This window comes from Pseudomonas sp. NFIX49, assembly GCF_900115915.1.
GTDB classification, from domain to species: domain Bacteria; phylum Pseudomonadota; class Gammaproteobacteria; order Pseudomonadales; family Pseudomonadaceae; genus Aquipseudomonas; species Aquipseudomonas pharyngis.
Window position 1 is genome coordinate 1 of record NZ_FOYE01000004.1, and the last position, 26,960, is coordinate 26,960.

The 26,960-nt window shown below is 61.4% G+C and carries 13 protein-coding genes, 1 rRNA gene and 1 pseudogene; 4 read left to right on the forward strand and 11 right to left on the reverse strand.

Annotated features, from left to right (window positions below):
- A 5S ribosomal RNA gene (gene rrf, locus BMZ46_RS12005) occupies positions 1 to 93 on the forward strand; the annotation flags it as partial.
- 73 nt (positions 94 to 166) lie between these two features.
- Here the strand turns inward: rrf and BMZ46_RS12010 are convergent.
- From BMZ46_RS12010 to BMZ46_RS12025, 4 genes are all read right to left on the reverse strand, one after another.
- On the reverse strand, positions 167 to 1,345 hold the full coding sequence (locus BMZ46_RS12010) for a PepSY-associated TM helix domain-containing protein (RefSeq protein WP_074689325.1): 1,179 nt from the start codon (positions 1,343 to 1,345) through the stop codon (positions 167 to 169).
- A gap of 77 nt (positions 1,346 to 1,422) precedes the next feature.
- Positions 1,423 to 3,924 carry a TonB-dependent siderophore receptor gene (locus BMZ46_RS12015; RefSeq protein WP_074689327.1) on the reverse strand — a complete coding sequence of 834 codons (2,502 nt, stop codon included), beginning with the start codon at positions 3,922 to 3,924 and terminating at the stop codon, positions 1,423 to 1,425.
- A gap of 87 nt (positions 3,925 to 4,011) precedes the next feature.
- Entirely contained in the window at positions 4,012 to 5,013 is a 1,002-nt protein-coding gene (locus tag BMZ46_RS12020; protein ID WP_074689329.1) for a FecR domain-containing protein, read from the reverse strand.
- Complete coding sequence (locus tag BMZ46_RS12025; protein WP_074689331.1) at positions 5,013 to 5,513, reverse strand: sigma-70 family RNA polymerase sigma factor; 501 nt, start codon at positions 5,511 to 5,513, stop codon at positions 5,013 to 5,015. The genes BMZ46_RS12020 and BMZ46_RS12025 overlap by 1 nt, the downstream gene beginning before the upstream one ends.
- 311 nt (positions 5,514 to 5,824) lie before the next feature.
- Between BMZ46_RS12025 and BMZ46_RS12030 the strand changes: the two genes are divergently transcribed.
- The gene (locus BMZ46_RS12030; protein WP_011331841.1) at positions 5,825 to 7,705 is read left to right on the forward strand and encodes a methyl-accepting chemotaxis protein; all 1,881 of its coding nucleotides are present in this window, start codon (positions 5,825 to 5,827) and stop codon (positions 7,703 to 7,705) included.
- Between the two features lie 58 nt (positions 7,706 to 7,763).
- Here the strand turns inward: BMZ46_RS12030 and BMZ46_RS12035 are convergent, their stop codons facing one another.
- The 5 genes from BMZ46_RS12035 to BMZ46_RS12055 all read right to left on the reverse strand — a co-directional run bounded on the left by BMZ46_RS12035 (position 7,764) and on the right by BMZ46_RS12055 (position 14,823).
- Positions 7,764 to 8,231 (reverse strand): SRPBCC family protein, encoded by a 468-nt coding sequence (locus BMZ46_RS12035; protein ID WP_039773050.1) that lies wholly within the window; start codon positions 8,229 to 8,231, stop codon positions 7,764 to 7,766.
- 23 nt (positions 8,232 to 8,254) lie between these two features.
- Positions 8,255 to 11,644, reverse strand: a complete 3,390-nt coding sequence (locus BMZ46_RS12040; RefSeq protein WP_074689333.1) for a non-ribosomal peptide synthetase — start codon at positions 11,642 to 11,644, stop codon at positions 8,255 to 8,257.
- Positions 11,645 to 11,657: 13 nt separating this feature from the next.
- Positions 11,658 to 12,587 carry a diiron oxygenase gene (locus BMZ46_RS12045; RefSeq protein ID WP_039773046.1) on the reverse strand — a complete coding sequence of 310 codons (930 nt, stop codon included), beginning with the start codon at positions 12,585 to 12,587 and terminating at the stop codon, positions 11,658 to 11,660.
- Positions 12,584 to 13,357, reverse strand: coding sequence for a DUF3050 domain-containing protein (locus BMZ46_RS12050; RefSeq protein WP_074689335.1), 774 nt, complete (start codon positions 13,355 to 13,357; stop codon positions 12,584 to 12,586). The genes BMZ46_RS12045 and BMZ46_RS12050 overlap by 4 nt, the downstream gene beginning before the upstream one ends.
- Before the next feature lie 755 nt (positions 13,358 to 14,112).
- The gene (locus BMZ46_RS12055) at positions 14,113 to 14,823 is read right to left on the reverse strand and encodes a GntR family transcriptional regulator (protein WP_039773042.1); all 711 of its coding nucleotides are present in this window, start codon (positions 14,821 to 14,823) and stop codon (positions 14,113 to 14,115) included.
- Between the two features lie 193 nt (positions 14,824 to 15,016).
- Between BMZ46_RS12055 and lapG the strand changes: the two genes are divergently transcribed.
- Together lapG and lapD are read left to right on the forward strand one after the other, a co-directional pair.
- On the forward strand, positions 15,017 to 15,709 hold the full coding sequence (gene lapG / locus BMZ46_RS12060; RefSeq protein WP_039773040.1) for a cysteine protease LapG: 693 nt from the start codon (positions 15,017 to 15,019) through the stop codon (positions 15,707 to 15,709).
- Between the two features lie 14 nt (positions 15,710 to 15,723).
- Positions 15,724 to 17,670, forward strand: a complete 1,947-nt coding sequence (lapD, locus tag BMZ46_RS12065) for a cyclic di-GMP receptor LapD (RefSeq protein WP_074689337.1) — start codon at positions 15,724 to 15,726, stop codon at positions 17,668 to 17,670.
- 159 nt (positions 17,671 to 17,829) lie between these two features.
- On the opposite strand, the gene BMZ46_RS12070 is transcribed toward lapD, so the two are convergent.
- Positions 17,830 to 18,168: a hypothetical protein gene (locus tag BMZ46_RS12070; RefSeq protein WP_039773037.1), complete on the reverse strand. Its 339-nt coding sequence runs from the start codon at positions 18,166 to 18,168 to the stop codon at positions 17,830 to 17,832.
- Positions 18,169 to 18,314: 146 nt separating this feature from the next.
- Positions 18,315 to 26,960: pseudogene (locus BMZ46_RS12075) on the reverse strand (LapA family giant adhesin); the annotation flags it as partial.

Here is a 26,960-nt window from a genome sequence, read left to right on the forward strand (position 1 = left end):
ACCACCTGATCCCATCCCGAACTCAGAAGTGAAACGATGCATCGCCGATGGTAGTGTGGGGTTTCCCCATGTGAGAGTAGGTCATCGTCAAGATTGAATTCCGAAACCCCTGTCTGCTAATGCAGACAGGGGTTTTGTCGTTTCAGAGCCCATAAAAGTCTGATCTTCAAACAGCTCTGCGCGTCTTGCTGCTCCGACGAGCCTGCCATTTGCGCCACCAGATGTAGACGCCAGTCCCCGACAACCCCGCAATCAGAACACCCAATACTGCGATCATCACTTGTCCGGTGAAGCCTATGATCCGCCCCCCATGTATCGGCAACTGCAACCGATAAAACCGCTCTCCCAACGTCCCTTCTCCTGCGATCTCCTGCCCCAATAATCGTCCGTCAGTACCGTGGAAGAATAACCAGGATTTGCCGTGGGCCTCGGTGTCATGCTGTCCAAATCCCGCACCGTAAAAGTTGTATTCAAAGCTGTAATACAACTCGCCGATCGCTGCTGTCAGCCCCAACCTTTTTCCCTCCTGCTGTGCCCTTTCGTACGCCTGTTGATAACTCAATCGGGTGATCCCCAGCTCTTCGGCCGGCATTCGCCCTCGGGCCTCATACACGCTCGGTTCAATCGAAGAAAACAACGACACCACCGGTTTGAAAACCTGGCTCGGCAGGTTCATCGCCACGCTGCTGACGGCTATCGGCAGCAATAACAACCACAGCCACAAGCCCCCTGCCCGATGCAGATCGAAGTTGAGTCGATACGCATGGCCGCCCTTGATCTTCCAGGCGCTCGACCACTTCTTCCAGAACGGTTTCCCCCGCGGCAATGTCAGCCAGAGGGCGATTAAGCAGTCGATCACCCAGGCTATGGCCACCAACCCCATCAGCAGCAAACCCCAGTTACCGGGCAGTGTCAGGTTGTAGTGAAACTCGAGAATGAACGGAACGAAGTTCTCACGCTGGAAACAGCACTCGCCCCAGTAACGCTGGCCTTTTTGCTCGCCACTGACCGGATCGAGGTAGAACACCTGATTGCGTTCTTTAAACGGTTCACCCGTCGCCGGATCATTGCGCGGTACCGCCGCCAGTAATGCCGTGTGGCCTGCCTCGTTCGGGTACTCCATGTACCAGACCTGCAACTTCGGATGGGCCGATTGCACCGCATCAACCAGCTCACCTGGCGGCAGACGCTCTCCCTCGGCCGACGCCGCGTAAAACTCCGGATTCAACCACTCATCCAGCTCATGGTTGAACGCCAGAATGCTTCCGGTGATCCCGGCCAGGAGCAGAAAAACCGCCGTGGCCAACCCGATATACCGGTGCAACAAAACCAGAAACGAACGCATGGAAACTTCCCCCCACAGATACGACAAAGCCAGCCCCTGAAATCAGGGGCTGGCTTTTTCATGCACAAGACAAAGGCTTAGAACTGGTAACTGACCGTGGCGGCGACGTTGCGCTCTTCGCCCATGTAGCAGAAGTCCAGGCTGGCGCAGGAGGCCACGTAGGATTCGTTGGTCAGATTGTTCGCATTCAGGCGTACGTCGATACCCTTCAGACCGACCTTGCCGAGGTCATAGCCAATCGATGCGTCGAACAATGTGTAGGACGGCACCTTCATGGTGTTCTCTGCATCCGCCCAGCTATAGCCGACATAACGCACACCACCGCCCAGTCGCAGGCCATCAAGCGCCGCGCTGTCGAACTTGTAGTCGGCCCACAAGGACGCCATGTGCCGCGGTGCCTGGGTTGGCGAGTTGCCTTTGTTCTCGATCACATTGGTCGGTGTGCTCAAGGTGCTGGTCATCGACTTCGAGTATTCAATGTCGGTGAAGGTGTAGCTGCCGAGGACTTTCAGGTTGTCGGTCAACTGCATGTGCGCTTCAAGTTCCAGCCCCTGAGAGCGGACAGCGCCTACAGCGCGATAGAAATTTTCCTGCGGCAGTTTGGTCGCCAGGTTTTCCTGATCGATGCGGAACAACGAGGCGGTGAACAGGTTGTCAGTACCCGGCGGCTGATACTTCAAGCCCATTTCCCACTGCGTTCCATCGGTCGGTGCAAGAGGATTGCCAGCACTGTCCGCGTAGGAATTCGGGTTGAACGACTCGGAATAGCTGACGTACGGCGCGAGGCCGTTATCGAACAGATACAGCGCGCCGGCACGGCCGGTGAGCTTGGTGCGTCGATCATTGATCTCGGTGCCGACCGGACGGCCGGCTTCGGCGATGCGGTTTTCGTCGGAGGTTTCCACCCAGTCCTGGCGCAGGCCCAGCGAGAAGCGCCACTTGTCCATCTCGATCAGGTCTTGCAGGTAAACGCCGGTCTGCTCAAGACGGCGCAGGTAGCTGGTCTCGCCGTACGGTGTAATAGCGGAATTGCCGTACACCGGGTTGAACGCATTGATCGGCGCCAGGCCGCCGCTGGTCCAGTCGACCACGGTTTTGCGCCGCTGGTAATCCGCGCCCATCAGCACTGTGTGCTTGGTTGCGCCGGTGAAGAATTCGGCCTGGAGCATGTTATCGACGATGAACGCATGGAGGCGCTCGTCACCGCCGGTGTAGTAGCGATTCAGTTCGTTGCTGGTCGGCGACGTCCAGCCATAGGCGTACACCTGATCCATGTTCACTTTGGAGTCGAGGTAGCGGAAGTTCTGCCGCGCGGTGAAGACGTCGTTGAAGCGGTGTTCGAACTGGTAACCGAACGACTGCTGATCACGGGAGTAACCGTCAATGCCCGGCTCGCCTTCGAAGAAGTGCGGCGAGATACGATTACCGTTGCGCTGATGAATCGTGCCGTCGGCCGGCACGCCACCGTGATAGCCGCCGTCCGGGTCATGCTGCAGATACGCTTGCAGAGTCAGCGACGTGTCCTCGCTGAAATCGATGCTGACGGTTGGCGCGAGGGCGAAGCGCTTTTCCTTGTTGTGGTCGAATTGCGTGTCGGACTGATCCGTCAATCCGATCAGACGATAGGCGATGCGCTTGTCGTCATCGACCGGTCCGCTGAAGTCAAAACCGACACCACGTTGGCCCTGAGTACCCACGGTGGCTTGTACCTGGTGATAGGCCTCGTACAGCGGCTTCTTGCTGGTCAGCGCCACCAGACCGCCCGGCGAGCTGCGGCCGTAGAGCACCGACGACGGGCCCTTCAGAATATCGACGCGCTCGAGGAAATACGGATCGACCTGCATCGTGCTGTAGGTGCCGCTGTCGCCCATCGACTTGAGGCCGTCGAGGTAGATGTTGTCCACCGAGCCATCGTTGAAGCCGCGCATCGCCACATAGTCGTAACGGTGCGTGGCGCCGTAAGGGTTGGTCAGTACGCCGGGGGAGTAACGCATGGCTTGGGACACGGTTTGCGAGCCTTGGTCATCCATTTGCTCACGGGTGACTACTGACACACTTTGCGAGGTTTCCAGCAGCGCGGTACTGGTCTTGGTGGCGATCTGGCTGTGCGTCGCGTTGTAGCCGTCCATGCTGCCCAGTGCGTTGCCGAGGGCGAAGCCTTTGATGTCGGTGGTCGGCAGGGCCAGCGCTTCGGTTCCTGCAACCGAGCGCAACACATAGCTGCTGCCGTCTTGGCTGACCGCCTCCAGACCCGAACCACCGAGCAGATGACTCAGCGCCTGATCGGTCGAATACTCGCCCTGCACACCCGGTGACTGCCGGCCCTGGGTTTGCTGCGGCGTCATCGACAACGTGATGCCCGCCTCACGCGCGAACTGGTTGAGCGCATCGCCCAGCGGTCCGGCGGCGATGTTGTAGCGGTGGCTGCTGACCTCGCTGGCATTGGCCGCCATGCTCAGGCTCGGCAACACGCCAACGCCCAGTGCAGTAGAAAACAGCGCCGCCCGAACGGCGTGGCGCAACAATCCCGATTCGGCAGAGAAATTCAGAGGGGTCTTACAGGTAACGCGCGCAGTCATTGTAGGTTTCCGTAGGCAGTCGCGAAGGCTGAGTTGAAGTGCTTACTGACTAAGCCGGACTTGCCGCGAAAACCCGCCAAAATACTTTCAGGCCACAGACTCCAGCGTCACCCACCAACGGGTGCGGTAGCGCAATTGCACCGGCAGGGTCTGCGGCAGGATCGCCAGCAGCTTGTCGGTGTCCTCAAGACGGAACACGCCGGACAGACGCAAATCCGCAATATCCGACGCACAGCTCAGAAATCCCTGACGATACCGCCCGACTTCGCCGAGGAAGTCGCCCAGCCGCATGTTGCGAGTCACGATCAGCCCGTCGACCCAGGCACCGGCATCCATGTCCAACGGCGGCGCCGGGCGAACTTGATGGTGATCGATCAGATAGCTCTGACCGGCGATGGCCTCCATCGAGTTGCCAGCGGAGTGAATCGCGACCCGGCCACTGGTGACGCTCAGGCGCGTGCAGTCATCTTCCTGGCGCAGAATGAATCGCGCCTTGAACGGCTCGTAACTGCCATGACGACTCTGCACCCGCAGCGGTCGGTCAATCGGCGCACCTTCATCGGCACCGCCACAGGTGACGATGATTTCGCCACGGGTCAGCTTGATCAGCCGTTGTTGCGCGGTGTAATCGAGATCCACGCTGCTGGCGGTGTTGAGTTCGATCCGCGTGCCGTCCGGCAACTGGAAGCCACGGCGTTCGCCGGTAGCGGTGGCGTAGTCGGCGCTCCACTGTTGCCAGACGGACGTGTCTTTGGCCAGCCATCCCGCCGAGCCCATCAGCAGCGCGCCGGACAACAGCTTCAATGCCTGACGTCGCCCCAGCCCCTGCGCACTGTTTTCCAGCGTGTTGAATGCCACCTGCGCACCAGGCACGGCGCGCAGATTGTGAGTCAGTTCAGCTTGCAGAGACTGCACCCGTTGCCAGGCCAGTTCGTGATCATGGTGCTCGGCGCGCCATTGTTCGCACTGGCGATTCAGGCGCGGGTTGCCGTTGTTATTACGCAGGCGCAGGAGCCAGTGAATGGCCTGTCGGACCACCTGCTGGGGTGGCTCGGCGCGTCGGCCGAGCGAGAGGTTGTCCACCGGCATCAGCTTTCGTACCGCAACACGTAGCAGTGAAACAGCGCATCGGCGACGTAGCGTTCTACCGAGCGCAGGGACAGCCCCATCTGCTCGGCGATCTGCTTGTGGGTCAAACCTTCGCACTGAGCCAGCAGAAATGCCTGACGCACTTTCGGCTTCAAGCCTTCAAGCATGCGGGCAATGCCTTCGAGAAGTTCGATCACCAAGGCGCGGGATTCGGCACTCGGGGTTTCGGCTTCAGGCAAATGGGCGATGGTTTCCAGATAGGCGCGTTCAATTTCTTCACGGCGCCAATGATCAATCACCAGCCCTCGGGCAACTGTGCGCAAAAACGCGCGAGGTGCCTTGAGTTCCAGACGCTCGGTGCGCTGCAGCAAACGCACGAAGGTGTCCTGAGCCAGATCCGCCGCATCGGCGGCATTGCCCAGCCGCGCGCGCAACCAGCCGTTGAGCCAGCCGTGATGACTACTGTAAAGCGCCTGTACAGCCAACTCAGGTGAGGACATGAACGCGACAGCCCGAACGTCACAAATGATAATTAGTCGCATTGTCATCAAGGGTTACAGAATTTGCAACCGGCGCTGCAAAACGCTCATCAAAAAAGCAGAGGCGACCGCTCTAATACACCGTCCGGCGGGAATCTGGCAGAAATGCCATCCATTTCCTGCAAAGCCCTAAGTTTTCTCCAAAGCGTGCCGACAGACTGGTGAGACATGCGTGCACCAAAGTAGAGCAGCCGTCAGAACGCTGCCTGCGCTGTACATGGAATGTTGCATCCGGAACGCATCCCCACTTTTCGCATAAGAAGTCCCATGAAATGAATCTCAAGTTCAGCCATAAAATCCTGCTGGCCGCCTCGGGCGTCGTGGTCCTGGCGTTCGCGCTGTTCACTTTGTACAACGACTATCTGCAGCGAAACACCATTCGCCAGAACCTCCAGTCCTCGGTCCAGCAGGCCGGTGACTTGACCGCCAGCAGTGTGCAGAACTGGATGAGCGGGCGGATTCTGGTGCTGGAAAACCTCGCGCAGAACGTCGCCCATCAAGGCAAGAATGCCGACTTCCCGGGGCTGGTCGATCAACCGGCCTTCACCTCGAACTTCCAGTTCACCTACGTCGGTCAGGCCAACGGCGTGTTCACCCAGCGCCCTGACGCGAAGATGCCGGACGGTTACGACCCGCGTCAGCGCCCCTGGTACAAGCAGGCCGTGGCCGCTGACCAGACCATGCTGACCCCGCCATACATGGCCGCCGTTGGCGGTCTGGTGGTGACCATCGCCATGCCGGTGAAAAAGAACGGCGAGCTGCTTGGCGTAGTGGGCGGTGACCTGAGCCTGGAAACCCTGGTGAAGATCATCAACTCGGTGGACTTCGGCGGCCTGGGCCACGCGTTCCTGGTCAGCGGTGACGGTCAGGTGATCGTCAGCCCGGACAAAGACCAGGTGATGAAGAACCTCAAGGACATCTACCCGAACGCTGGAGTGCGCATTGAGAAGGGCAACCAGAACGTGGTGCTCAACGGCCAGGAACGCATCCTTTCGTTCACTCCGGTCGCCGGTCTGCCGAATGCCGAGTGGTACATCGGTCTGTCGATCGATCGCGACAAGGCCTACGCCGCACTCAGCCAGTTCCGTACTTCGGCAGTGATCGCGATGTTCGTCGCGGTGGGCGCGATTGCAGTCTTCCTGAGTCTGCTTATCACCGTGCTGATGCGTCCGCTGATCACCATGGGCCGCGCGATGCAGGACATCGCTCAGGGTGAGGGCGACCTGACCCGTCGTCTGGTAGTGGAAAGCAAGGACGAGTTCGGCGAGCTGGGCAGTTCGTTCAACCAGTTCGTGGAGCGGATTCACGCGTCCATTTCCGAAGTGTCTTCCGCGACTCGCCACGTACACGACCTGTCGCAACGGGTGATGGCATCGTCCAACGCCTCGATCATCGGTTCCGACGAGCAAAGCGCGCGCACCAACAGCGTGGCCGCCGCGATCAATCAACTGGGTGCCGCCACTCAGGAAATCGCCCGTAACGCGGCCGACGCTTCGCAACACGCCAGCGGCGCGAGCGAGCAGGCCGATGACGGTCGTCAGGTGGTCGAGCAGACGATTCAGGCCATGACCGAGCTGTCGCAGAAGATCAGCCTGTCGTGCACCCAGATCGAAACCCTGAACGCGAGCACCGACAACATCGGCCACATTCTCGATGTGATCAAAGGCATCTCCCAGCAGACCAACCTGCTGGCGCTCAACGCGGCCATCGAAGCGGCCCGTGCCGGTGAAGCCGGACGCGGTTTTGCGGTGGTGGCGGACGAAGTGCGTAACCTCGCTCACCGCACCCAGGAGTCGGCGGAAGAGATCCACAAGATGATCACTTCGCTGCAGGTCGGCTCCCGCGAAGCGGTGACCACCATGAACGCCAGTCAGGCGTCCAGCGAGGAGACCGTTGAAGTGGCGAACCAGGCCGGTCTGCGCCTGGTCAGCGTGACCCAGCGCATCGGCGAAATCGACGGCATGAACCAGTCGGTGGCCGCCGCTACCGAGGAACAGACCGCCGTGGTGGAAACCCTCAACGTCGACGTCAACCAGATCAACCTGCTGAACCAGCAGAGCGTGGCCAACCTCAATGAAACGTTGAAGGATTGCGATGCGTTGTCGCAGCAGGCCAACCGTTTGAAACAGCTGGTCGACAGCTTCAAGATCTGATCGCTTGCGGTAAAAAACAGCCCGCTGCGGAGTGATCCGCAGCGGGCTTTTTCATGCCTTACACAAACAGCTTCAGCACATTGCCCATCGCGTCATCGGCAAACCCCTGCACGAAATCCTTGAACCCCGGCAGTGCCTCGGGCCCACCGCTGGCCGGTTCGGCAATGATCGTCCAGGTCGCCCGCGACTTGCCCGCGCCCAAAGATTCCACATTCATCGCCGCCCACAGATTGGCCACGCCCAGGGTGTTGTAGATGGTGGTCCAGGTCATGCTCAGCGCCTGGTCGTCCCGGGAGTTGAGTTGCTCGACCACGATGTTGCCATCCTTGAAGAACTTCTTGCGCAGCGACGACACGCCTTCGCCGGTCATTTCAATGTGCGACAGCGCCGGAATGAAACGGTCGAAACCGTCGAATTTACCGACCACTGCCCACACTTGCCTGGCGTCCACCGGTACTTCCACCGAAGACACGACGTGGCAGCCGTGAGGGTTTTTGATCAGGGTGTCGGGTTGAAGATTGCTCATGGTGTTGCTCCTTGGTTGATGAGTCAGATGAAGTTGATTTCTTTCAGGTAGTCGCAGCCGCGACGCAGCAGCGCCGGGGATTTTTCCGGGTAGTGCGCGCCCATCTGCTGCACGCCGGCCTGGGCGTTGGCGTGGCCGATCAGGGAGATGTCGCCGATGTCTTCCTCGAAGCCGTTGAGGTAAAAACCGAGCACGCCGAACAGCGCGTTGTCGGCATCGACCCGGTCCAGTTGTTGTTGCCAGTCGGCGACGCTGACCAGCGAAAACTCGCTGCCGGTTTCGCGGAACGACGCGACGTAGGCATCCCAGCTCAGAGGCTCCGGGTTGTGCAGGTTGAACACCGCCCGTTCGGCCGAATAACGGCTGGCGTGGAAGGCGATGAAACGGGCAAGAAAGTCCACCGGCATCAGGTCGAAATTCAGCGCGAAGGCCGGCACCTGACCCAGCTGGATCGAGCCCTTGAGCATCAGCATCAAACGGTTCTTGTGCGGCTGACAGACACCGCTGAGGCTGTTGAAACTGATGTTGCCGGGCCGGTACAGATTGACCCGCACCCCACGCTCCCGGGCCCGTTCGAGGATGCGCTCGCCGACCCATTTCGACAGGTTGTAGCCGTTGCGGATGTAGATCGGCGGCGTCGGTGCGGCGGGCAGTTCCAGCACCCGGCCTGCGTCGTCGACGGTGCTGGAGGCCGACAGCGTCGAGACGAAATTGAACACCTTTTTGCTGCGCCCTTCGCACAGCCGCAGCAGTTCGAAAATCGGCTCGACGTTGTCCGCCGCCAGCGACTCGTAGTCGAGTACGTGATTGACGTTGGCAGCGTTGTGCACCAGCGCGCCGAATTCACGATCCAGTCGCTCGAAATCGTCATCGGCGAGGCCCAGTTGCGGCCGGGTGATGTCCGCCGAATAGACCCGCACCCGACTCAGGTCCAGATGCTCCAGCCGGTTCTCTCGCAATGACTGGGCAAAGCGCTGCGCCGCGGTTTGCCCGCCGCCGTCGCGCACCAGGCACGCCACCTCGCTGGCGCCCCATCCCAGCAGCGCCTCGACGATATGCACGCCGACAAAACTGTTGGCGCCGGTGACGATCACCTTGTGCACATCGCCCATGCGGCTGATCGGCAGCGGCTCGATGTCCAGCGCTCGCTCGGCGTCGGCCATCGCCTGGGCGCTGAGCACCGCGCTGTCGTCGGTGCCGCGCACCAGCGTGGCGAGCTTGGCGATGGTCGGCAGTTCGATGAAGCGGTTGATCGAAATGCTGCGGCCGAATTCCTCCCGCAGACGCAGGAGCATGCGTGACAGCAGAATCGAGTGACCGCCGAGATTGAAGAAGCTTTCGTCGGTGGAAATGTCGCTGGTCGGCAGCTCCAGCAACTCGCCCCAGATCTCCAACAGCAGCGCTTCTTCGGCGTTGGCCGGCAGGCATTTCGGGCCGCTGTCCTGCACGCTGACCGGCAACTCCAGCAAGGCTTTTCGGTCGACTTTGCCGTTGGCGGCGAACGGCATGTTCGGCAGTTCCGTCCACGCCACCGGTTGCATGTAGTCAGGCAAAAACTGCTGCGCGTGAGCTTTCAACGACTCGCGCGCGGCATCCGATTGCGGCTGGGCAAGGAACGCCAGAATCCGTCGCTGACTGTCGATCACCACGGCGATCTGCCGATACAGCTGACTCTCGCGCAGGCACCGTTCGATCTCTTCCGGCTCGACCCGGAAGCCGCGAATCTTCACCTGATTGTCGCGGCGTCCGCACAGCTCGATGCCATCCTCGCCCCACTTGGCCATGTCGCCGCTGCGGTAGGCGCGCAGACGCTGACCATCCGGCAACTCCAAGTCCAGATAGCGCTCCGCCGTCTGCTGTGGATTGTTCAGGTAACCCAGGCATACGCCGGGGCCGACGATGAACAATTCGCCCACCGTTTGCTCCGGCACCGGTTGCAGATCGTCATCGAGGATCAGCACCTGACTGTTGGCAATCGGCCCGCCGAGGGTGCGATTGCTGTCCCCCGGTTGCAGTTGCCGCGCGGTGATCAGCACCGTGGCTTCGGTCGGACCGTAGAGGTTATGCAGCTTGCCCTGGCGCGTCAGTTGCTCGATCACGAACGGCTCGCAGACGTCGCCGCCGGTCATGATCTGCCCGACGTTTTGCAGTTGCTCCAGCGGCAGGATGCTCAACAGCGCCGGCGGCAGGAACGCGTGGGTCAGTTGCCGACGGCGGATCAGCGCCACCAGTTGCAGCGGATCACGCCGCTGGTTGTCATCGGGCACCACCAGTTCCGCGCCTTCGAGCAGGGTCGGGAAGATGTCGATCAGCGACGAGTCAAAACTCAGCGACGAGAACTGCAGCACCCGGCTCTCAGCCCGCAACTGCACGTAATCGGCGTACCACGCGGTGAAGTGCGCAAGGTTTGCCTGACTCAGCAGCACACCCTTCGGATGCCCGGTGGTGCCTGAGGTGTAGAGCGCCATGCACGGCGCGCCGAGCTCGATCCGGTGACGAACCAACGGTTGCGACAGATCGACGTCAGTGCGGTCGATGCGGCAGACATCCAGCCCCGGCATCGAAGCGCTCAGCGGGTGTTCGCCGTCGTGCAGCAACAGCACCGCCCCGGCGTTTTCCAGAATGTACTGCTGGCGCTGAAGTGGATGGCTCGGCTCCAGCGGCAGGTACACCGCGCCGCTGCCGAGAATCGCCAGGATCGAAGCAAACAGCGCATCGCATTTCGGCAGACAAATCCCCACCACCCACGGTTGCTGCTGTGTCTCCAGCATTGTCAGCAACCGTTGCTGGATTGCACGGCTGTGATCATGCAACTGGCGATAGCTGATCGACTGCTCGGCGAGGTGCAGCGCCGGGCGCTCCGCGTGTTCGATCAGACTCTGTTGCAGCCGCTCGATCACCGGGATTTGCGCCTGTTGCAGCAAGGCCGGATGGGCCGTGGCATTGAGGCGATGGATGTAAGCCAGGCTGTCGAGGAACAGCAGGTTTTCCACCAGCTCGAAGTCCGGCGCACGGGCCGCTGTCGCGTGCTGGAAATACTCGGCATCGCGGGAAAAACGGCTGACCAGCAGCGCCACTTCGTCCACCACTTGCGCCAGTGTTCGCTGGCGCAGGGCCTGCCCATTGCCGGACGGTTCGTCGGCGATGGGCACGCGGCTCAGCAGCGTCGAGTTGCAGAGGCATAGCAGATCGAGCACCGGCAATCCGCCGATGCCCGTTGCACCAATGCCCAGGCGCAAGTTCAGCTGCGCTGTCGTGCCGTAATCCTGTGGCGCAAGACTGCCGTCATCGATCACCAGATCCACCGACGGAGCAACCTCCGTCAGCAACGAATGACCGTGTTGTTCGAGCTCCTGCGTCAGGTCGGTCAAGGCCTGACTACGGCCCCTCAGCAAAATGTCGAGACGTCTCATGTCAGCCTCCTTGTCAAACCAGGTAGTCGCGCAGGGCGTGCTGCACGCACGGTGTGTCGAGCAGCGAACTGTTGTGGAAAAACCGCACGATGTTGCCCACCAGCGGGTGGTGGCGATTGATCGGGAAGGCCAGCCCGGCCATCTCGTCTTTCAGTGCGCGGCGGGTGGCATCGTTGACCGGCAGGGCGTCGATCAGGCGCAGGTCGAAGGCCTTCTGGATGTCGTTGGTCAGGTAATGGCCGATGAACACCGGCAGGATCTGCGCGATGCAGTCGCGATCCGCATCACTCGCGGTGTGCCAGTAGATGCGCACCATCCGCGCCCAGAAACTCGAGTGCCGGCCCTCGTCGAGCAAGTGGTCGGCCATCAGGCCCTTGATCGACGGCTTGACCGTGTCGTCCCGGGCGAACGCCGCGACATCGCCAGTCACGGTGTTTTCGGCGATGGCCACGCAGATCAGCTCCACGGCGCTGCGCAAGTGTTGCGGGGCCAGTTCGACCGCGGCCGGAATCGCCCGGCTCAGTTCGATTTCATTCGGCAGCTCGATCGGCTCGATGCCGGTCATGGCCACGGTCTGCTGCATGAAATCCATCGCCACCAGCGCGTGGTAATCCTCGTCCACCACCACGGTCATGGCGTCGTAGCGACAGGCGAACGGGAAGGCCACGGCGAAGCGGTTCTTGGCGATGCTGCGGGCGGTCTTGTCGACGATCTCGGTTTCAAAAATCACCACGTCGTTGATGAATTTGTACAGCGTCTGCACCAGGGCGAAATCACGCTGCTGCGGGCATTCGCGCAGGAAGGTTTCGCTGAGCACCAATGGCTGGCGGCTGAGCGGATAGATCAGTCGCGCGTCGTCCTCCAGCACGCGGCGTGGCCGGGTGCGGATGGTCGCGCGGCTTTCCCAGGCGTCGGCGAAAGACTGGTAGTCGGCGGCGTTCATTGGGCCACCTCCGCCAACGGTTCGCGCATGCTCAGGCGCAGGCCGTCCCACAGAGCGATGCGGCTTTCCACGGCGGCGATGGCGCTGGCGTAGACCTCCGCTTCGCGCTGCGGATCGCCGTCCACCAGTCGATCCAGCAGTTGTTCTGCGGCGGGGCCGTGGTCTTCGGAGTCGACTTCGATGTGTCGCTCCAGGTAGTAACGGAAGGTCGGCGCCTGCTCGACGCCGATGCCCCAGGCATCGAGCATGCGCTGGAACATGGTCGGGATGACGCTCTCGCGACCGTGCAGGAAGGCGGCGGCAACGCTGTGACCGGGTGCATGCAGTGCGGTGTGCAAAGTGTCGCGGACGAACCGCGCAGCGGCCGGATCGACCTCGACGCTTTGCAGGGCGACGTCGTAACTCACGCCTTCCTGTTGCAGCGTCACGAAGCGCTCCACCGCTGTCGTGTCCGCACCGACTTCGCGCATCGCATCGAGGTACAGTTCGAAGTGACTGTAATGCCCGTGTGACAGCCGATCGTCCGATTCTTCCCCGAGCACGATTTCGTTGATCAGTCTTGCTGCGTGCGGATCTCGTGGCGGTAACCACGGCAGGCGAGTGCAAGTCAGTTCCTGCTGCAGGCGTTTGGTCAGCGACATGAAGTCCCAGACAGCAAATACATGGGACTCCATGAACCGGCGCAATGTCGCCAAAGAATCGATCTCGGAGAAGATCGGATGAATGCTGAGTTCGGCTTTCTTCAGTATAAGTTGCTCTTTAGTTGGCATGGTTGCGAGACTCTGGTTAATAGGGAATAAGGATTGCTCAATTAATCGCTAACAACGTTGAGCAAGTTTCTCCAGGCGAACGACAGCCTCATTCGGTTTCGATGAAAACAGGCAATGTCTGAAGGGCCCGGGACAGCAGCGGACGGATAAACCGCTGCGAACCTGGCCGTAGCGCAAGGTTGTGCCGGGTTGGTGATTTCGGATCCAAACTCGGCGAAGAAAAACTAATACATCGCAAAACAACTTAACAAGTTTATTTTTAATTATTTTTAGTTGGCTGTTTTTGAAGTGTGAGTGGGGCTGATAAAACTTATAAGTTAAGTTTTATTTGGGCGTAGTTGCTCCTTTCGGCGTTTAATGGCCAAAATTGAACGACAAGAGTGAATGCCTCACTCGAAGCAACTTTCAAATTAAGTAATCGAATTGATATGAGGGGATGAAGTCGGGCTGTAAGAGCGCCGTTTCTTCCTGTTCCCGTGACAAGGCTCCTTCCGTAGGTTCCTGGTGCGGGGACTGCTGCCGGGGCGGCGCGTCCCCGTTCTATATTGGGTTGGCGATTCAAGGGTGCGCGTAAATCGGCGCCGCGGCTATCGTCGAAAATGACTTCCTTGCGGTGCAAATTCCGGGCTGTTCAAAGCAGAAGGGAGGTTAGAGCGCAGGCGTCGATGTGCCACGGCAAATGACCGTGACGGGTGGGGGGGATTTGTAAGCGGGTTATTCGCCGGGTGAGTGGAGGCTCACCCGGGAGGGAGGATTCAGTGCGCCGCTTTGCGGCTTTGGCCGGCGGAGCTGGCGAGGTAACGGGTGATGACCTCGACACCGCGGTTGAGGTGCTGCTCCAGCAGTGTCACGGCGTGCGCGGTGTCACGCTCTTTCACCGCCTGCAACAACGCGCGGTGATCGTCCTGGGAGATTTTGCCCAGGCCCATGGCCTCGAGGTTGAAGCGCAGGAAGCGCTCTTCTTCGTTCAAGCCGTCTTCCACCAGCCGCAACAGTCGGCCATTGGGCGCCTTGCCGTAAAGCGCCATGTGAAACAGACGGTTGAGCCGACCGATTTCGGTGTAGTCGTGTTCGTTTTCCAGTTCTTCGATGAAACCGGCCGCGCGTTCGTGGTCGACCGGGGTCAGCAGCGGGATCGACTGGCGCAGTGCTTCGGACTCCAGCAGAATGCGCAGCTCATAGGTTTCCGTTGCGTCACCCTGGATCAGCGGCGCCACCACGGCGCCCTTGTGGGCAGTGACGTTCAGCAGGCCCTGGGCCTCGAGCTGGCGCAAGGCTTCGCGCACCGGCATGCGGCTGACACCGAACAGGTCGGCCAGATCCTGCTGGCGCACGGCGGTGCCGCAGGGCAGGCGCCCGTCGAGAATGGCGGCGCGCAGGGTTTCTTCGATGACCGAGCGCGCCAGATGCGCGGGAATCGGGCCGTCGACTTTGATGCTGTGGAGTGGCTTGGGCTTTTGGGTCACAACTGCACACCCTATGACTGCGGATTTGGATCCAAAGGACACTAGTGATTGCTCTACAGGTTGTCAAACCGTGTAGAAGAACCCTGTCACATCTGAAGTTTAGCGCGGCAGCGATGATCTCATGGTGCCATTGTTTTTTGCTGGGCTAACCTTCACCATCAAGCGCTTTCCTCTCTGCCCTGGATGCCTTGCATTGGCGGTACGTTACGTGATCCCACGGATTGCGCGCTGGCTTGCCGGCGCGCTGCTGCTGGCCGGCATCATGCTGGGCGGCCTGCATGCCGATTGGGATTTTTCCGCGATCAGCCGCAAGGCCACGGCGCTGTACGGGCCATTGGGCGCCGGGCAACAGCGGATCGATGCCTGGCAGAATCTGCTGGCCACGCAGAAGCAGGTCAGCGAGATGGAAAAGCTCAAAGTGGTGAACCTGTTTTTCAACAAACAGATGCGCTACGTCGAAGACATCGATCTGTGGCACGAGGTCGATTATTGGGAAACCCCCATCGAAGCCTTGTGGAAAGGCGCCGGCGACTGCGAAGACTATGCGATCGCCAAGTATTTCAGCCTGCGCCACCTCGGTGTGGCCAGTGACAAGTTGCGCATCACCTACGTCAAGGCCCTGCGCCAGAACCGCGCGCACATGGTCCTGACTTACTATTCCAGCCCTGACGCCATGCCGCTGGTGCTCGACAGCCTGATCGACCCGATCAAGCCGGCCGCCGAGCGAACCGATTTGCTGCCGGTCTACTCTTTCAATGCCGAAGGGCTGTACCTGCCGGGCGCCAAGGGCAACAAGAAGGTCGGTGACACCAAACGCCTGTCACGCTGGCAGGATGTGTTGAAGAAAATGCAGGCCGAAGGATTTCCGGTCGAGACGACTAACTAGGAGCACGCGCTCAGATGTCTTTGTTCAAACAGCTGTTGATCGCTATCTGTCTGTTCCTGGTGGTTGCCTTCACCGGCAGCTTCATGGTCAGTCTGGAGAGCTCGCGCACCCAGTACGTCAACCAGTTGCGCTCCCACGCCCAGGATGCGGCCACGGCGCTGGCGCTGTCGTTGACGCCGAACATCGATGACCCGGCGATGGTCGAGCTGCTGGTCAGCTCGATCTTCGACAGCGGTTATTACTCGAGCATCCGCGTGGTCGATCTGAAGACCGACCAGACCATTGTCGAGCGCAACGGCATTCCGGCGGTCACCAACGTGCCGGACTGGTTCGTCAGACTGATCGGCCTGGAACCGGCCGGTGGCGATGCGCTGGTCAGCCGTGGCTGGGAGCAGGCGGCGCGGGTCGAGGTGGTCAGCCACCCGATGTTCGCCCTGGCCAAGCTCTGGCAGAGCGCGCTCGGCAGCCTTGGCTGGTTGCTGGTCTGCGGGGCGGTGAGTGCGGTGCTGGGCGCGCTGTTGCTGCGTCGGCAACTGAAGCCGTTGGATTACATGGTCAAGCAATCCCACGCCATCGCCCGCCGCGAGTTCCTCAGCTTGCCGGACTTGCCGCGCACGCCTGAATTGCGCCGCGTGGTGCTGGCCATGAACCAGATGGTCGAGAAGCTCAAGGCGCTGTTCCAGGAGCAGGCCGAACGCAGTGAAAAACTGCGCACCGAGTCCTATCAGGACAACCTCACGGGGCTGGCCAACCGGCGTTATTTCGAGATGCAGCTGAATGCGCGGGTGAGCAACCCGGAGCAGGCCAGTTCCGGTTATCTGCTGCTGTTGCGGGTCAAGGATCTGGCCGGTCTCAACCAGCGCCTCGGCGGTCAGCGCACCGATGAATTGTTGAAAGCGGTCGGCGAGCAACTGTCCCGCGAGTGCGCCAAATACCCGGAAACCCAGAACCTCGTCACCCGGATTCGCGGCGGTGAATTCGCCGTGCTGGCGCCGGGGTTGACCCGTGAAGAAGCGCTGCAACTGGCGCAGAGCCTCGACAGTGCCCTGAGCAGCCTGCACGCGACAGGCGCCACCGACGTGCCCGCCGTGGCTTCTATCGGCCTGGCACCGTTCGCTCACGGCGATTCGCCGCAAGCGGTCCTCAGCCTCGGCGATCAGGCGCTGGCCCAGGCCGAAGGGCAGGGCGAGCAGAACTGGGCGTGCCTCGATCAGAGCCTGGTGGCGGAGGTCGGCGACGATCACCACGCCTGGCACCGTTTGCTCGATCAGGCGTTGAATCAGCGGCGTTTCGAGCTGTTCTTCCAGCCGGTAGTGGCGGCGCAGGACACGCAACTGGTGCTGCATTACAAGGTGCTGTCACGCTTGCTCGACGATCAGGGCCAGACCATTCCCGCCGGACGCTTCCTGCCGTGGCTGGAGCGCTTCGGCTGGACCGCACGGCTGGACCGTTTGATGCTTGAGCGGGTGCTGGAGCAGATGGCCGGCCATGAAGAATCGCTGGCGCTGAACCTGTCATCGGCGACCCTCGCCGATCCGCAGGCGTTGAACAAAGTGTTCGAGATTCTGCGGGCGCATTCCAACCTCGGTGCGCGCCTGACCCTGGAAATCGGCGAGGAGCAATTGCCGGAGCAAGCGGTGCTGGAACAATTGACCCGGCGCCTGCGTGAACTCGGTTTCTCCCTGAGCCTGCAGCGCTTCGGCGGGCGTTTCAGCATGATCGGCAACCTGGCGCGGCTGGGGCTGGCTTACCTGAAGATCGATGGCAGCTACATCCGGGCGATCGATCAGGAAAGCGACAAGCGTCTGTTCATCGAGGCGATCCAGCGTGCGGCGCACAGCATCGATCTGCCGCTGATTGCCGAGCGGGTCGAGACGCAAGGGGAATTGTCGGTGATTCGCGAGATGGGGTTGTATGGGGTTCAGGGGCAGTTGTTCGGTGAGCCAAAACCCTGGGGCTGACTGATCGTTCCCACGCTCTGCGTGGGAATGCACAAAGGGACGCTCTGCGTTCCAGTCACACCGTCGGTGTCGCGTCAGACACCGTTGTGACGCGGAGCGTCATGGGCGGCATTCCCACGCAGAGCGTGGGAACGATCAAACTTCATCGAAGATCCTGGATTAGATCAACCCGCCCTCATCCTCATCAATCAACTGACTCAACCCGCCCAGCGCTTCCCGAGCCTGGGTCCGGTCCATCAACTTGGCCTGGGCCGCCGGCGGCAGGTCGGTGACGCGGATCACGCCTTTCTGGGTCAGCACCTGAATCAGGTCGTCGAGTACCCGGATCATTTCCAGGTCGCTCTGCTTGAGCTGTTTGAGGCTGTTCTCCACGGCTTCGTTGGCGTACCAGGCCTGGATTTCGTGGTGGTCGGCCGGCAGCGTTTCCGTGGCCTCGGCGTAGGCCGCAGCTTCCACGCGAATCAACTGACCCTGCGCATCGCGTTGCACGTAAAACATTGAGCATCCCTCGGAAATGGACCAGCGTCATGCTGTCAGCAGCATAGCCAACTGCGCGCGAGTATGCGGTGCGCCGACGAAATCGTCACCGGTTCAAGCGCCGAAAACGCGACGGCCGCCCCAGTGGGGCGGCCGTTGTTCACGCATCAGCTGTTGTTGTGGTCGACCTTGATGGTCGGATCGCTGCCGGCAATCAGGTTGTGAATGTTGACCGTGGACCAGTTGTTGCCTTCCAGTTTGATCGTCACGTCCGGGGTGGCGGCTGCGGCATCGCCCGCGTTGAACTTGCCGCCCGAGCTGACTTGCAGCGACGACACGCCGTCGACCGTGGTGATCTTCAGGAAGTTGTCAATGGTGCTGCCGGTCTCGCCCTGCAACAGGTCACGCAGGTCGATGCGGTCGCCTTCGCTGGCCTTGAAGTCCTTGATCACGTCGTTGCCGGTGTCGCCTGCCTTCCAGACGAAGGTGTCGGCACCGGAACCACCGATCAGGATGTCGTTGCCCTGACCGCCGATCAGCGTGTCGTTGCCGGTGCCGCCGAGCAGGATGTCATTGCCCTTGCCACCGTCGAGCAGGTCGTTGCCGCCCGAGCCGAACAGAATGTCATTGCCCGCGCCGCCCAGCAGCGTGTCGTTGCCGTCGTGGGCACCGGACACATCGAACGCCTGATAGTGCTCGGTGATGTACTGGTGCACGTTGCTGGTGGTGACTTTGCTGACGTCGACCCCGGTTTCCTTGGCCACGAACGCCTGCATTGCCTGATAACCCTCGCCGGCAATGCCGTTGAAGCTCACCAGGTCGCCGAACAGGATGTCGTTGCCGTCGCCACCGCTGACGGTGTCGTTGCCCGGCATCGTCGCTTCGGTGTGGCCGATGATCGAGTTGGCCAGGTCCTTCGGATCGATGTTGGTCTGCGGCGTCTTGTCCGAATCGTAAGGTTTCAAATCGCTGAGGCTGACGCCGTTGTTGAGGCCGATCGCTTCGACGTTCGACAGACCGCTCAGCAGTGCGAAGCCGGCGGCGGAGTTGTCGGTGGTGTACGACGAGGTGCTGCTGCCGCTGCCGGCCAGGCTCGAGATCTCGTAGGTGCCGTCACCCTGAGCATGAATGGTGCCCAGACTGTTCCAGTTCCAGTAGCCATTCTTGTACGTCTGCAACACGACCTCGCCGGAGGTGTTGATGCTCAGGTAGTGGGTGTTGTCGATGTAGGTGCTGAAGCTGTCGCCCAGTTTGTAGTTGCTGGTTTTCACCACATCATCGAGCTTCACGTTACCGTACAGCGTCGGGTTGGTCTGCTCGTTGCTCTGGTAGTAGGTCGGCTGGCCGTCGGTGATGAAGTACGTAAGGTTCTTCGCCCCGGTGTTGGCCAGCGCTTCGGCGCTCTGGAAGAAGTTCGCCGTGGCCTTGAACACGTCCTCATAGTTGGTGCCACCACCGGACGACATCGAGTCCAGCACGGCCTTGAGCAAGGTCAGTGCGTTCGGGTCGTTGAGGTTCACCGACACCGACTTGTTGACCTGGGTATCGAAGTCCACCAGGAAGATGTTCACCGTGCCCGAGTTGCTGCCCAGGCTCTGCTTGAGGGTGTTGAACACCGACGTCAGCGAGTCCTTGGCGGCGTTGATCGACGAGGCGCTCATGCTGCCCGAGCTGTCGACCATGAACGCGATGTTGTAGTTGGTGCCCGGCACCACGGTCAGGCCGCCGATGTCGGCGACGATGATGTCGTTGCCGTCGGTGCCGGTGACGGTGTCGTCGGCCGAAGTGGCGACCACCGCGTTATATACCGCCGGCACCACGGTGACCGGGATGGTCGCAGTGGTGCTGGCCGAGCCGCCGACCTGTTCGGTTGAGGTCGAGGTCACGGTCAGGTTGAACTGGCCGTTGTAGTAGGTCGGCGGGGTCACGGTCAGGGTGCCGAGGTTCCAGCCGGTGACGTTGGCGTCGCCGCTGGTGGCGGTCACGGTGAAGCTGTGGCCTGCGCCATCGCTGAGCACCGAACCGACCGGTGCGCCGCTGATCTTGATGCTCAGGGTTTCCGAACCGTCGGTGTCGGTCAGCGCGGTGCTGATCGACGACAGTTTCACGGTGGTGCCTTCGGCGCCGGTGTTGAGTTTGTAGCCGTCGTAATAGCCTTCGCCGTTGCTGCCGTGCAGATCGGAGACGGTCACGCCGGCATTCACCAGATCCTGCACGCCGGTATAGATCGGCACGCCGGCACTGCTCAGGTCGATCGGCGTGCTGCCGTTGACCGACAGGTTGACGTCGTAGCTGCCCGGGCCGCTCTGGTTGTGGTGGTAGATGTCCAGGGTGTAGTAGCCGCTGGTGGTCGGGGTGAACGAACCGTTGAGGTTGCCACCCGCGCCCCACGTGGTCGAGGCCACGTTCTTGCCGCCGATGGTCACCAGCAGGCTGTCGTCACCGGTGCCGCTGAAGGTGTAGGTCTTGCCGGCTTCCAGATAAATCAGGCCCGAGGTTTTCGACGCAGTGCCGGCGGTCACGCTGCCGTCGGACTGCACGTTATTCACGGTGCCGCTGGTGTTCGGCTTGCCGGCACCGTCGATCACGTTTTTCAGGGTGGTCGAATTCGCGCCGCTGCCGTCGGTGCCCAGACCCGACAGACCGGTCCAGACTTCCTTGATCAGCCCGGTGGACTTCACGCTGTTGTCGGCCACCGACAGGGTCGGTGCATCCGCCACCGGCGTGATATCGATCTTGATGGTGCCAGTGTTGCCCAGCAACTGGCCGTCGGTTGGCTGGAATTTGATCTGCGCGTAGTCGGCCTGATTGTTGCCAACGCCAGTGCCACCGTAACCGTTCACACCCGACTCGTTGGCATCCGGCAGGAAGCGCAGCTTGCCGGCGTCGATGTCAGCCTTGCTGAAGGTCTGGTTGGTGGCGACGTCTTTCCAGGTCGAGCCGTCCAGATACTGCAGTTTGCCTTCGCCCGGCAGCTGGGTGATTTTCACGCCCAGGCTGCTGGCCGGGCTGTCGACGTCGCTGACGCCGAAGGTCGACCAGCCGAGAACCAGTGGGGTGTCTTCGGTGCCGGTGACATTGACCGGTGCAGCGACCGGCGCATCGTTGACTGCCACCACGTTGACCGTGGTGGTCGCGGTGTTGGAGTAGTTGCCGCCATCGGTCACGGTCACGGTGATGATCCGTGGCACGGTGCTCGGGTCTTCACTGCTGTTGGTGAAGCTGATGTTCTTGATGGCCTGCATGTAGTCGGCGAGCGTCGCGTTGCCCGACAGGGTCAGGGTGACGGTGCCGTTGGTGCTGTTGGCATTGATGGTGATGCCGTTGACGCTGTTGCCCAGATTCAGCGCATCGCCGTCCTGACGGTTGGTCAGCACGACGGTGGCGCCGGTCAGCATCGTGCTGTCCGGGTCGGTGATCTTGATGTCGGTGTCGGCAATCGACACACCTGCGCCCGGGGTGTTCTCGGTGAAGGTCACCTTGTAGTCGGCACCCGTTGCACCGCTTGAGTTGTTGGCGTCGAGGTCGATGACCGGCGGTGCATCGTTGTCGATGATCGAGGTGCTGACGCTGCCATTGGTGCTGCTGACCGCCAGGTTTTCGAAGTTGCCACCGGTGGCCGAGTCGATCTTGACCACGAAGTTTTCGGTGCCTTCGGTGATCTTGTCATCGATGGTCGCGACGTTGAACTGCGCACTGCTGGCCCCCGCCGGGATCTTCACGGTGTACACGCCGGTGAAGTCCGAACCGTCGGCGGCGGTGCCGCTGTAGACGATTTTCAGGGTGACCTCGGTTTGCGCCGGGTTGGTCAGGCTGACGGTGTAGGTTGCGGTCTGGCCTTCGGTCACCGAGGTGCTGCCGGTGATGCTGACGGTGGTGGTGTCGATGGTGTCGGTGACGCTGGTCACTGCTGGTGTGGTGCTGGTGACCAGGTTTTCGAAATTGCCGCCGGTAGCGTTGGTGATCGTGGCCTGTACGTTGCCGGCGTCTTTGTAGACGTCATCGGCTGGCGCAGGAACGGTCACGGTGCCGGTGGTTTTGCCGGCTTCGATGGTGATCACCGAACCGTTGCTCAGGGTGACGGTCACTGGCGAGCCAGCGGCGTTGGTCAGGGTTGCGGTGTAGGTGATCGAGCCACCCTCGGCCACGGTGCTGGTCGCGCTGAGGGACAGGTTGGTGGTGTCGACGGTGTCGGTGACGGTGGTGCTGACCGGGGTCTTGTCTGCCACCAGATTCTCGTAGTTGCCGCCGCTTACGCCGGTGATCGCGTTGGTCAGTGGCGCATGACCATTCAACACGTCGTTCGGCGCGGTGGTGGTCACACTGCCGGTGGTTTTGCCGACTTCGATGGTGATCGACTGACCGTTGGCCAGGGTCACAGTCACAGGCGAGCCCGTCACTGGTGCGCCGACGGTCGCGGTGTAGACAACGTTGCCACCCTCGGCTGCCGTCGTGGTCGCGGTCAGCTTCACGGTGGTGGTGTCGATGGTGTCGGTAACGCTGGTTACGGCTGGCGTGGTGCTGGTGACCAGGTTCTCGAAGTTGCCACCGGTGGCGGATTTGATCGTGGCCTGCACGTTGCCGGCGTCTTTGTAGACGTCATCGGCTGGTGCAGGAACTGTCACGGTGCCGGTGGTCTTGCCCGCTTCGATGGTAATCACCGAGCCGTTGGACAAGGTCACGGTCACTGGCGAGCCAGCGGCGTTGGTCAGGGTTGCGGTGTAAGTGATCGAGCCACCCTCGGCCACGGTGCCGGTCGCGCTGAGCGACAGGTTGGTGGTGTCGATGGTGTCGGTGACGGTGGTCGAGACCGGCGTCTTGTCGGCTACGAGGTTTTCGTAGTTGCCGCCGCTGACGTTGGTGATCGAGTTGGTCAGCGGTGTATGGCCGGTCAACGCGTCGTTCGGCGCGGTGGTGGTCACGGTGCCGGTGGTTTTGCCGACTTCGATGGTGATCGACTGACCGTTGGCCAGATTCACGGTTACCGGCGAGCCAGTCACTGGTGCGCCGACGGTCGCGGTGTAGACCACGTTGCCACCTTCGGCCGCCGTCGTGGTCGCGGTCAGTTTCACGGTGGTGGTGTCGATGGTGTCGCTGACGCTGGTCACGGCTGGCGTGGTGCTGGTTACCAGGTTCTCGAAGTTGCCACCGGTGGCGTTGGTGATCGTGGCCTGTACGTTGCCGGCGTCTTTGTAGACGTCGTCCGCCGGGGCAGGAACGGTCACGGTGCCCGTGGTTTTACCGGCCTCGATGGTGATCACGGCGCCGTTGCTCAAGGTCACGGTCACCGGAGTGCCCGCAGCGTTGGTCAGGGTCGCGGTGTAAACGATCGAACCGCCTTCGGCGACCGAATTGGTGGCGCTCAGGGTCAGGTTGGTAGTGTCGACGGTGTCGGTCACGGTGGTGCTGACCGGGGTCTTGTCGGCCACCAGATTCTCGTAGTTACCGCCGCTCACGCCGGTGATCGCGTTGGTCAGTGGTGCATGACCATTCAATACGTCGTTAGGCGCGGTGGTGGTGACGGTGCCGGTGGTTTTACCTACTTCGATAGTGATCGACTGACCGTTGGACAGGTTTACGGTCACTGGCGAGCCAGTCACCGGCGCCCCCACGGTAGCGGTGTAGGTGACGGTGCCACCTTCAGCAGCTGTCGCGGTCGCGGTCAGCTTCACGGTGGTGGTGTCGATGGTGTCAGTGACGCTGGTCACCGCTGGCGTGGTGCTGGTGACCAGGTTCTCGAAGTTGCCACCGCTGGCATTGGTGATGGTGGCCTGCACGTTGCCGGCGTCCTTGTAGACGTCTTCGGCTGGCGCAGGAACGGTCACGGTGCCGGTGGTTTTACCTGCCTCGATGGTGATCACGGCGCCGTTCGACAGGGTCACGGTGACTGGCGAGCCAGCAGCGTTGGTCAGTGTCGCGGTGTAGGTGATCGAACCACCTTCGGCCACGATGCCAGTCGCGCTGAGCGACAGGTTGGTGGTGTCGACGGTGTCGGTGACGGTAGTCGAGACCGGGGTTTTATCCGCAACCAGATTTTCGTAGTTACCACCGCTCACGCCGGTGATGGCGTTGGTCAGCGGCGCATGACCGGTCAACACGTCGTTCGGCGCGGTGGTGGTCACGGTGCCGGTGGTTTTGCCGACTTCGATGGTGATCGACTGACCGTTCGACAGGTTCACGGTCACAGGCGAGCCGGTCACCGGTGCACCTACGGTAGCGGTGTAGGTGACGGTGCCACCCTCGGCCGCTGTTGCGGTCGCGGTCAGCTTCACGGTGGTGGTGTCGATGGTGTCGGTGACGCTGGTTACCGCTGGCGTGGTGCTGGTGACCAGGTTCTCGAAGTTGCCACCGGTGGCGTTGGTGATCGTGGCCTGTACGTTGCCGGCGTCTTTGTAGACGTCATCAGCTGGTGCAGGAACGGTCACAGTGCCGGTGGTTTTGCCGGCTTCGATGGTGATCACGGCGCCATTGCTCAAGGTCACGGTCACCGGCGTGCCCGCAGCGTTGGTGAGGGTCGCGGTGTAGGTGATCGAACCACCTTCGGCCACGGTGCCGGTCGCGCTGAGCGACAGGTTGGTGGTGTCGACGGTGTCGGTGACGGTAGTGCTGACCGGCGTCTTGTCGGCCACCAGATTTTCGTAGTTGCCGCCCGTCACGTTGGTGATGGCGTTGGTCAGCGGCGTGTGGCCGTTGAGTGCATCGTTAGGCGCCGTGGTCGTCACGGTGCCGGTGGTTTTGCCGACTTCGATGGTAATGCTCTGGCCGTTCGACAGGTTCACGGTCACTGGCGAGCCAGTCACAGGAGCGCCCACGGTGGCGGTGTAAGTGACAGTGCCGCCTTCAGCCGCCGACTCGGTGGCGGTGAGTTTCACCGTGGTGGTGTCGATGGTGTCGGTGACTTCGGTCACGGCCGGAACGGTGCTCGGCACCAGATTCTCGAAGTTGCCACCGGTGGCGGTCGAAATGGTTGCTTCAACTTTGCCCGCATCTTTGTAGACGTCGTCTTTCGGTGCGTCGACGGTCACGGTGCCGGTGGTTTTGCCGGCCTCGATGGTGATGACAGCGCCGTTCGACAGGGTCACGGTCACCGGAGTGCCGGCCGGGTTGGTCAGGGTCGCGGTGTAAACGATCGAACCACCCTCGGCGACCGAGTTGGTGGCGCTCAGGGTCAGGTTGGTGGTGTCGACGGTGTCAGTCACGGTAGTGCTGACCGGGGTTTTGTCAGCCACGAGGTTTTCGTAGTTCCCGCCAGTCACGCCAGTGATCGCGTTGGTCAGCGGTGTGTGACCGTTCAACGCATCGTTCGGCGCGGTGGTGGTGACGGTGCCGGTGGTTTTGCCGACCTCGATGGTAATCGACTGACCGTTGGCCAGGGTCACGGTCACAGGCGAACCGGTGACAGGTGCGCCAACAGTCGCGGTGTAAGTAACGGTGCCGCCCTCAGCCGCCGACTCGGTCGCGGTCAGTTTGACCGTGGTGGTGTCGATGGTGTCGGTGACTTCAGTGACAGCCGGAACAGTGCTCGGCACCAGATTCTCGAAGTTGCCACCGGTGGCGGTCGAAATGGTCGCTTCGACTTTGCCGGCATCTTTATAGACGTCGTCTTTCGGTGCATCGACGGTCACGGTGCCCGTGGTTTTGCCGGCCTCGATGGTGATCACGGCGCCGTTCGACAAGGTCACGGTCACGGGGGTGCCCGCAGCGTTAGTCAGGGTGGCGGTGTAAGTGATCGAACCGCCTTCGGCCACCGAGTTGGTGGCGCTGAGGGTCAGATTGGTGGTGTCGACGGTGTCAGTGACGGTGGTCGAAACCGGGGTCTTGTCGGCTACAAGGTTTTCGTAGTTGCCGCCAGACACGCCAGTGATCGCGTTGGTCAGCGGCGCATGGCCGTTGAGCGCATCGTTCGGCGCGGTGGTGGTGACAGTGCCAGAGGTTTTGCCGACTTCGATGGTGATCGACTGACCATTGGCCAGGGTCACAGTCACAGGCGAACCGGTCACTGGCGCGCCAACAGTCGCGGTGTAAGTGACGGTGCCACCTTCAGCGGCCGTTTCGGAAGCGGTCAGCTTCACGGTCGTCGTGTCGACGGTGTCGGTGACTTCCGTTACGGCTGGAACGGTGCTCGGAACCAGGTTCTCGAAGTTGCCACCGGTTGCGTCCTTGATCGTGACTTCGACTTTGCCGGCGTCTTTGTAGACGTCATCGGCAGGCGCAGGAACGGTCACGGTGCCGGTGGTTTTACCGGCCTCGATGGTGATGACAGCGCCGTTCGACAGGGTCACGGTCAGCGGGGTGCCGGCCGGGTTGGTCAGGGTCGCGGTGTAAACGATCGAGCCACCTTCGGCCACGCTGTCGGTCGCGCTCAGCGACAGATTAGTGGTGTCGACGGTGTCGGTCACGGTAGTGCTGACCGGGGTTTTGTCAGCGACCAGATTTTCGTAGTTGCCACCGCTCACGCCGGTGATCGCGTTGGTCAGCGGCGTGTGGCCGTTGAGCGCATCGTTTGGCGCAGTGGTGGTCACGGTGCCGGTGGTCTTGCCCACCTCGATGGTGATCGACTGACCGTTGGACAGCGTCACGGTGACTGGCGAACCGGTCACAGGTGCGCCCACGGTCGCGGTGTAAGTGACGGTGCCACCTTCAGCTGCCGATTCAGTCGCGGTCAGTTTCACCGTAGTGGTATCGATGGTGTCGGTGACTTCGGTCACGGCCGGAACGGTGCTCGGCACCAGGTTCTCGAAGTTGCCGCCGGAGGCATCCTTGATCGTGACTTCGACTTTGCCGGCGTCCTTATAGACGTCATCTTTCGGCGC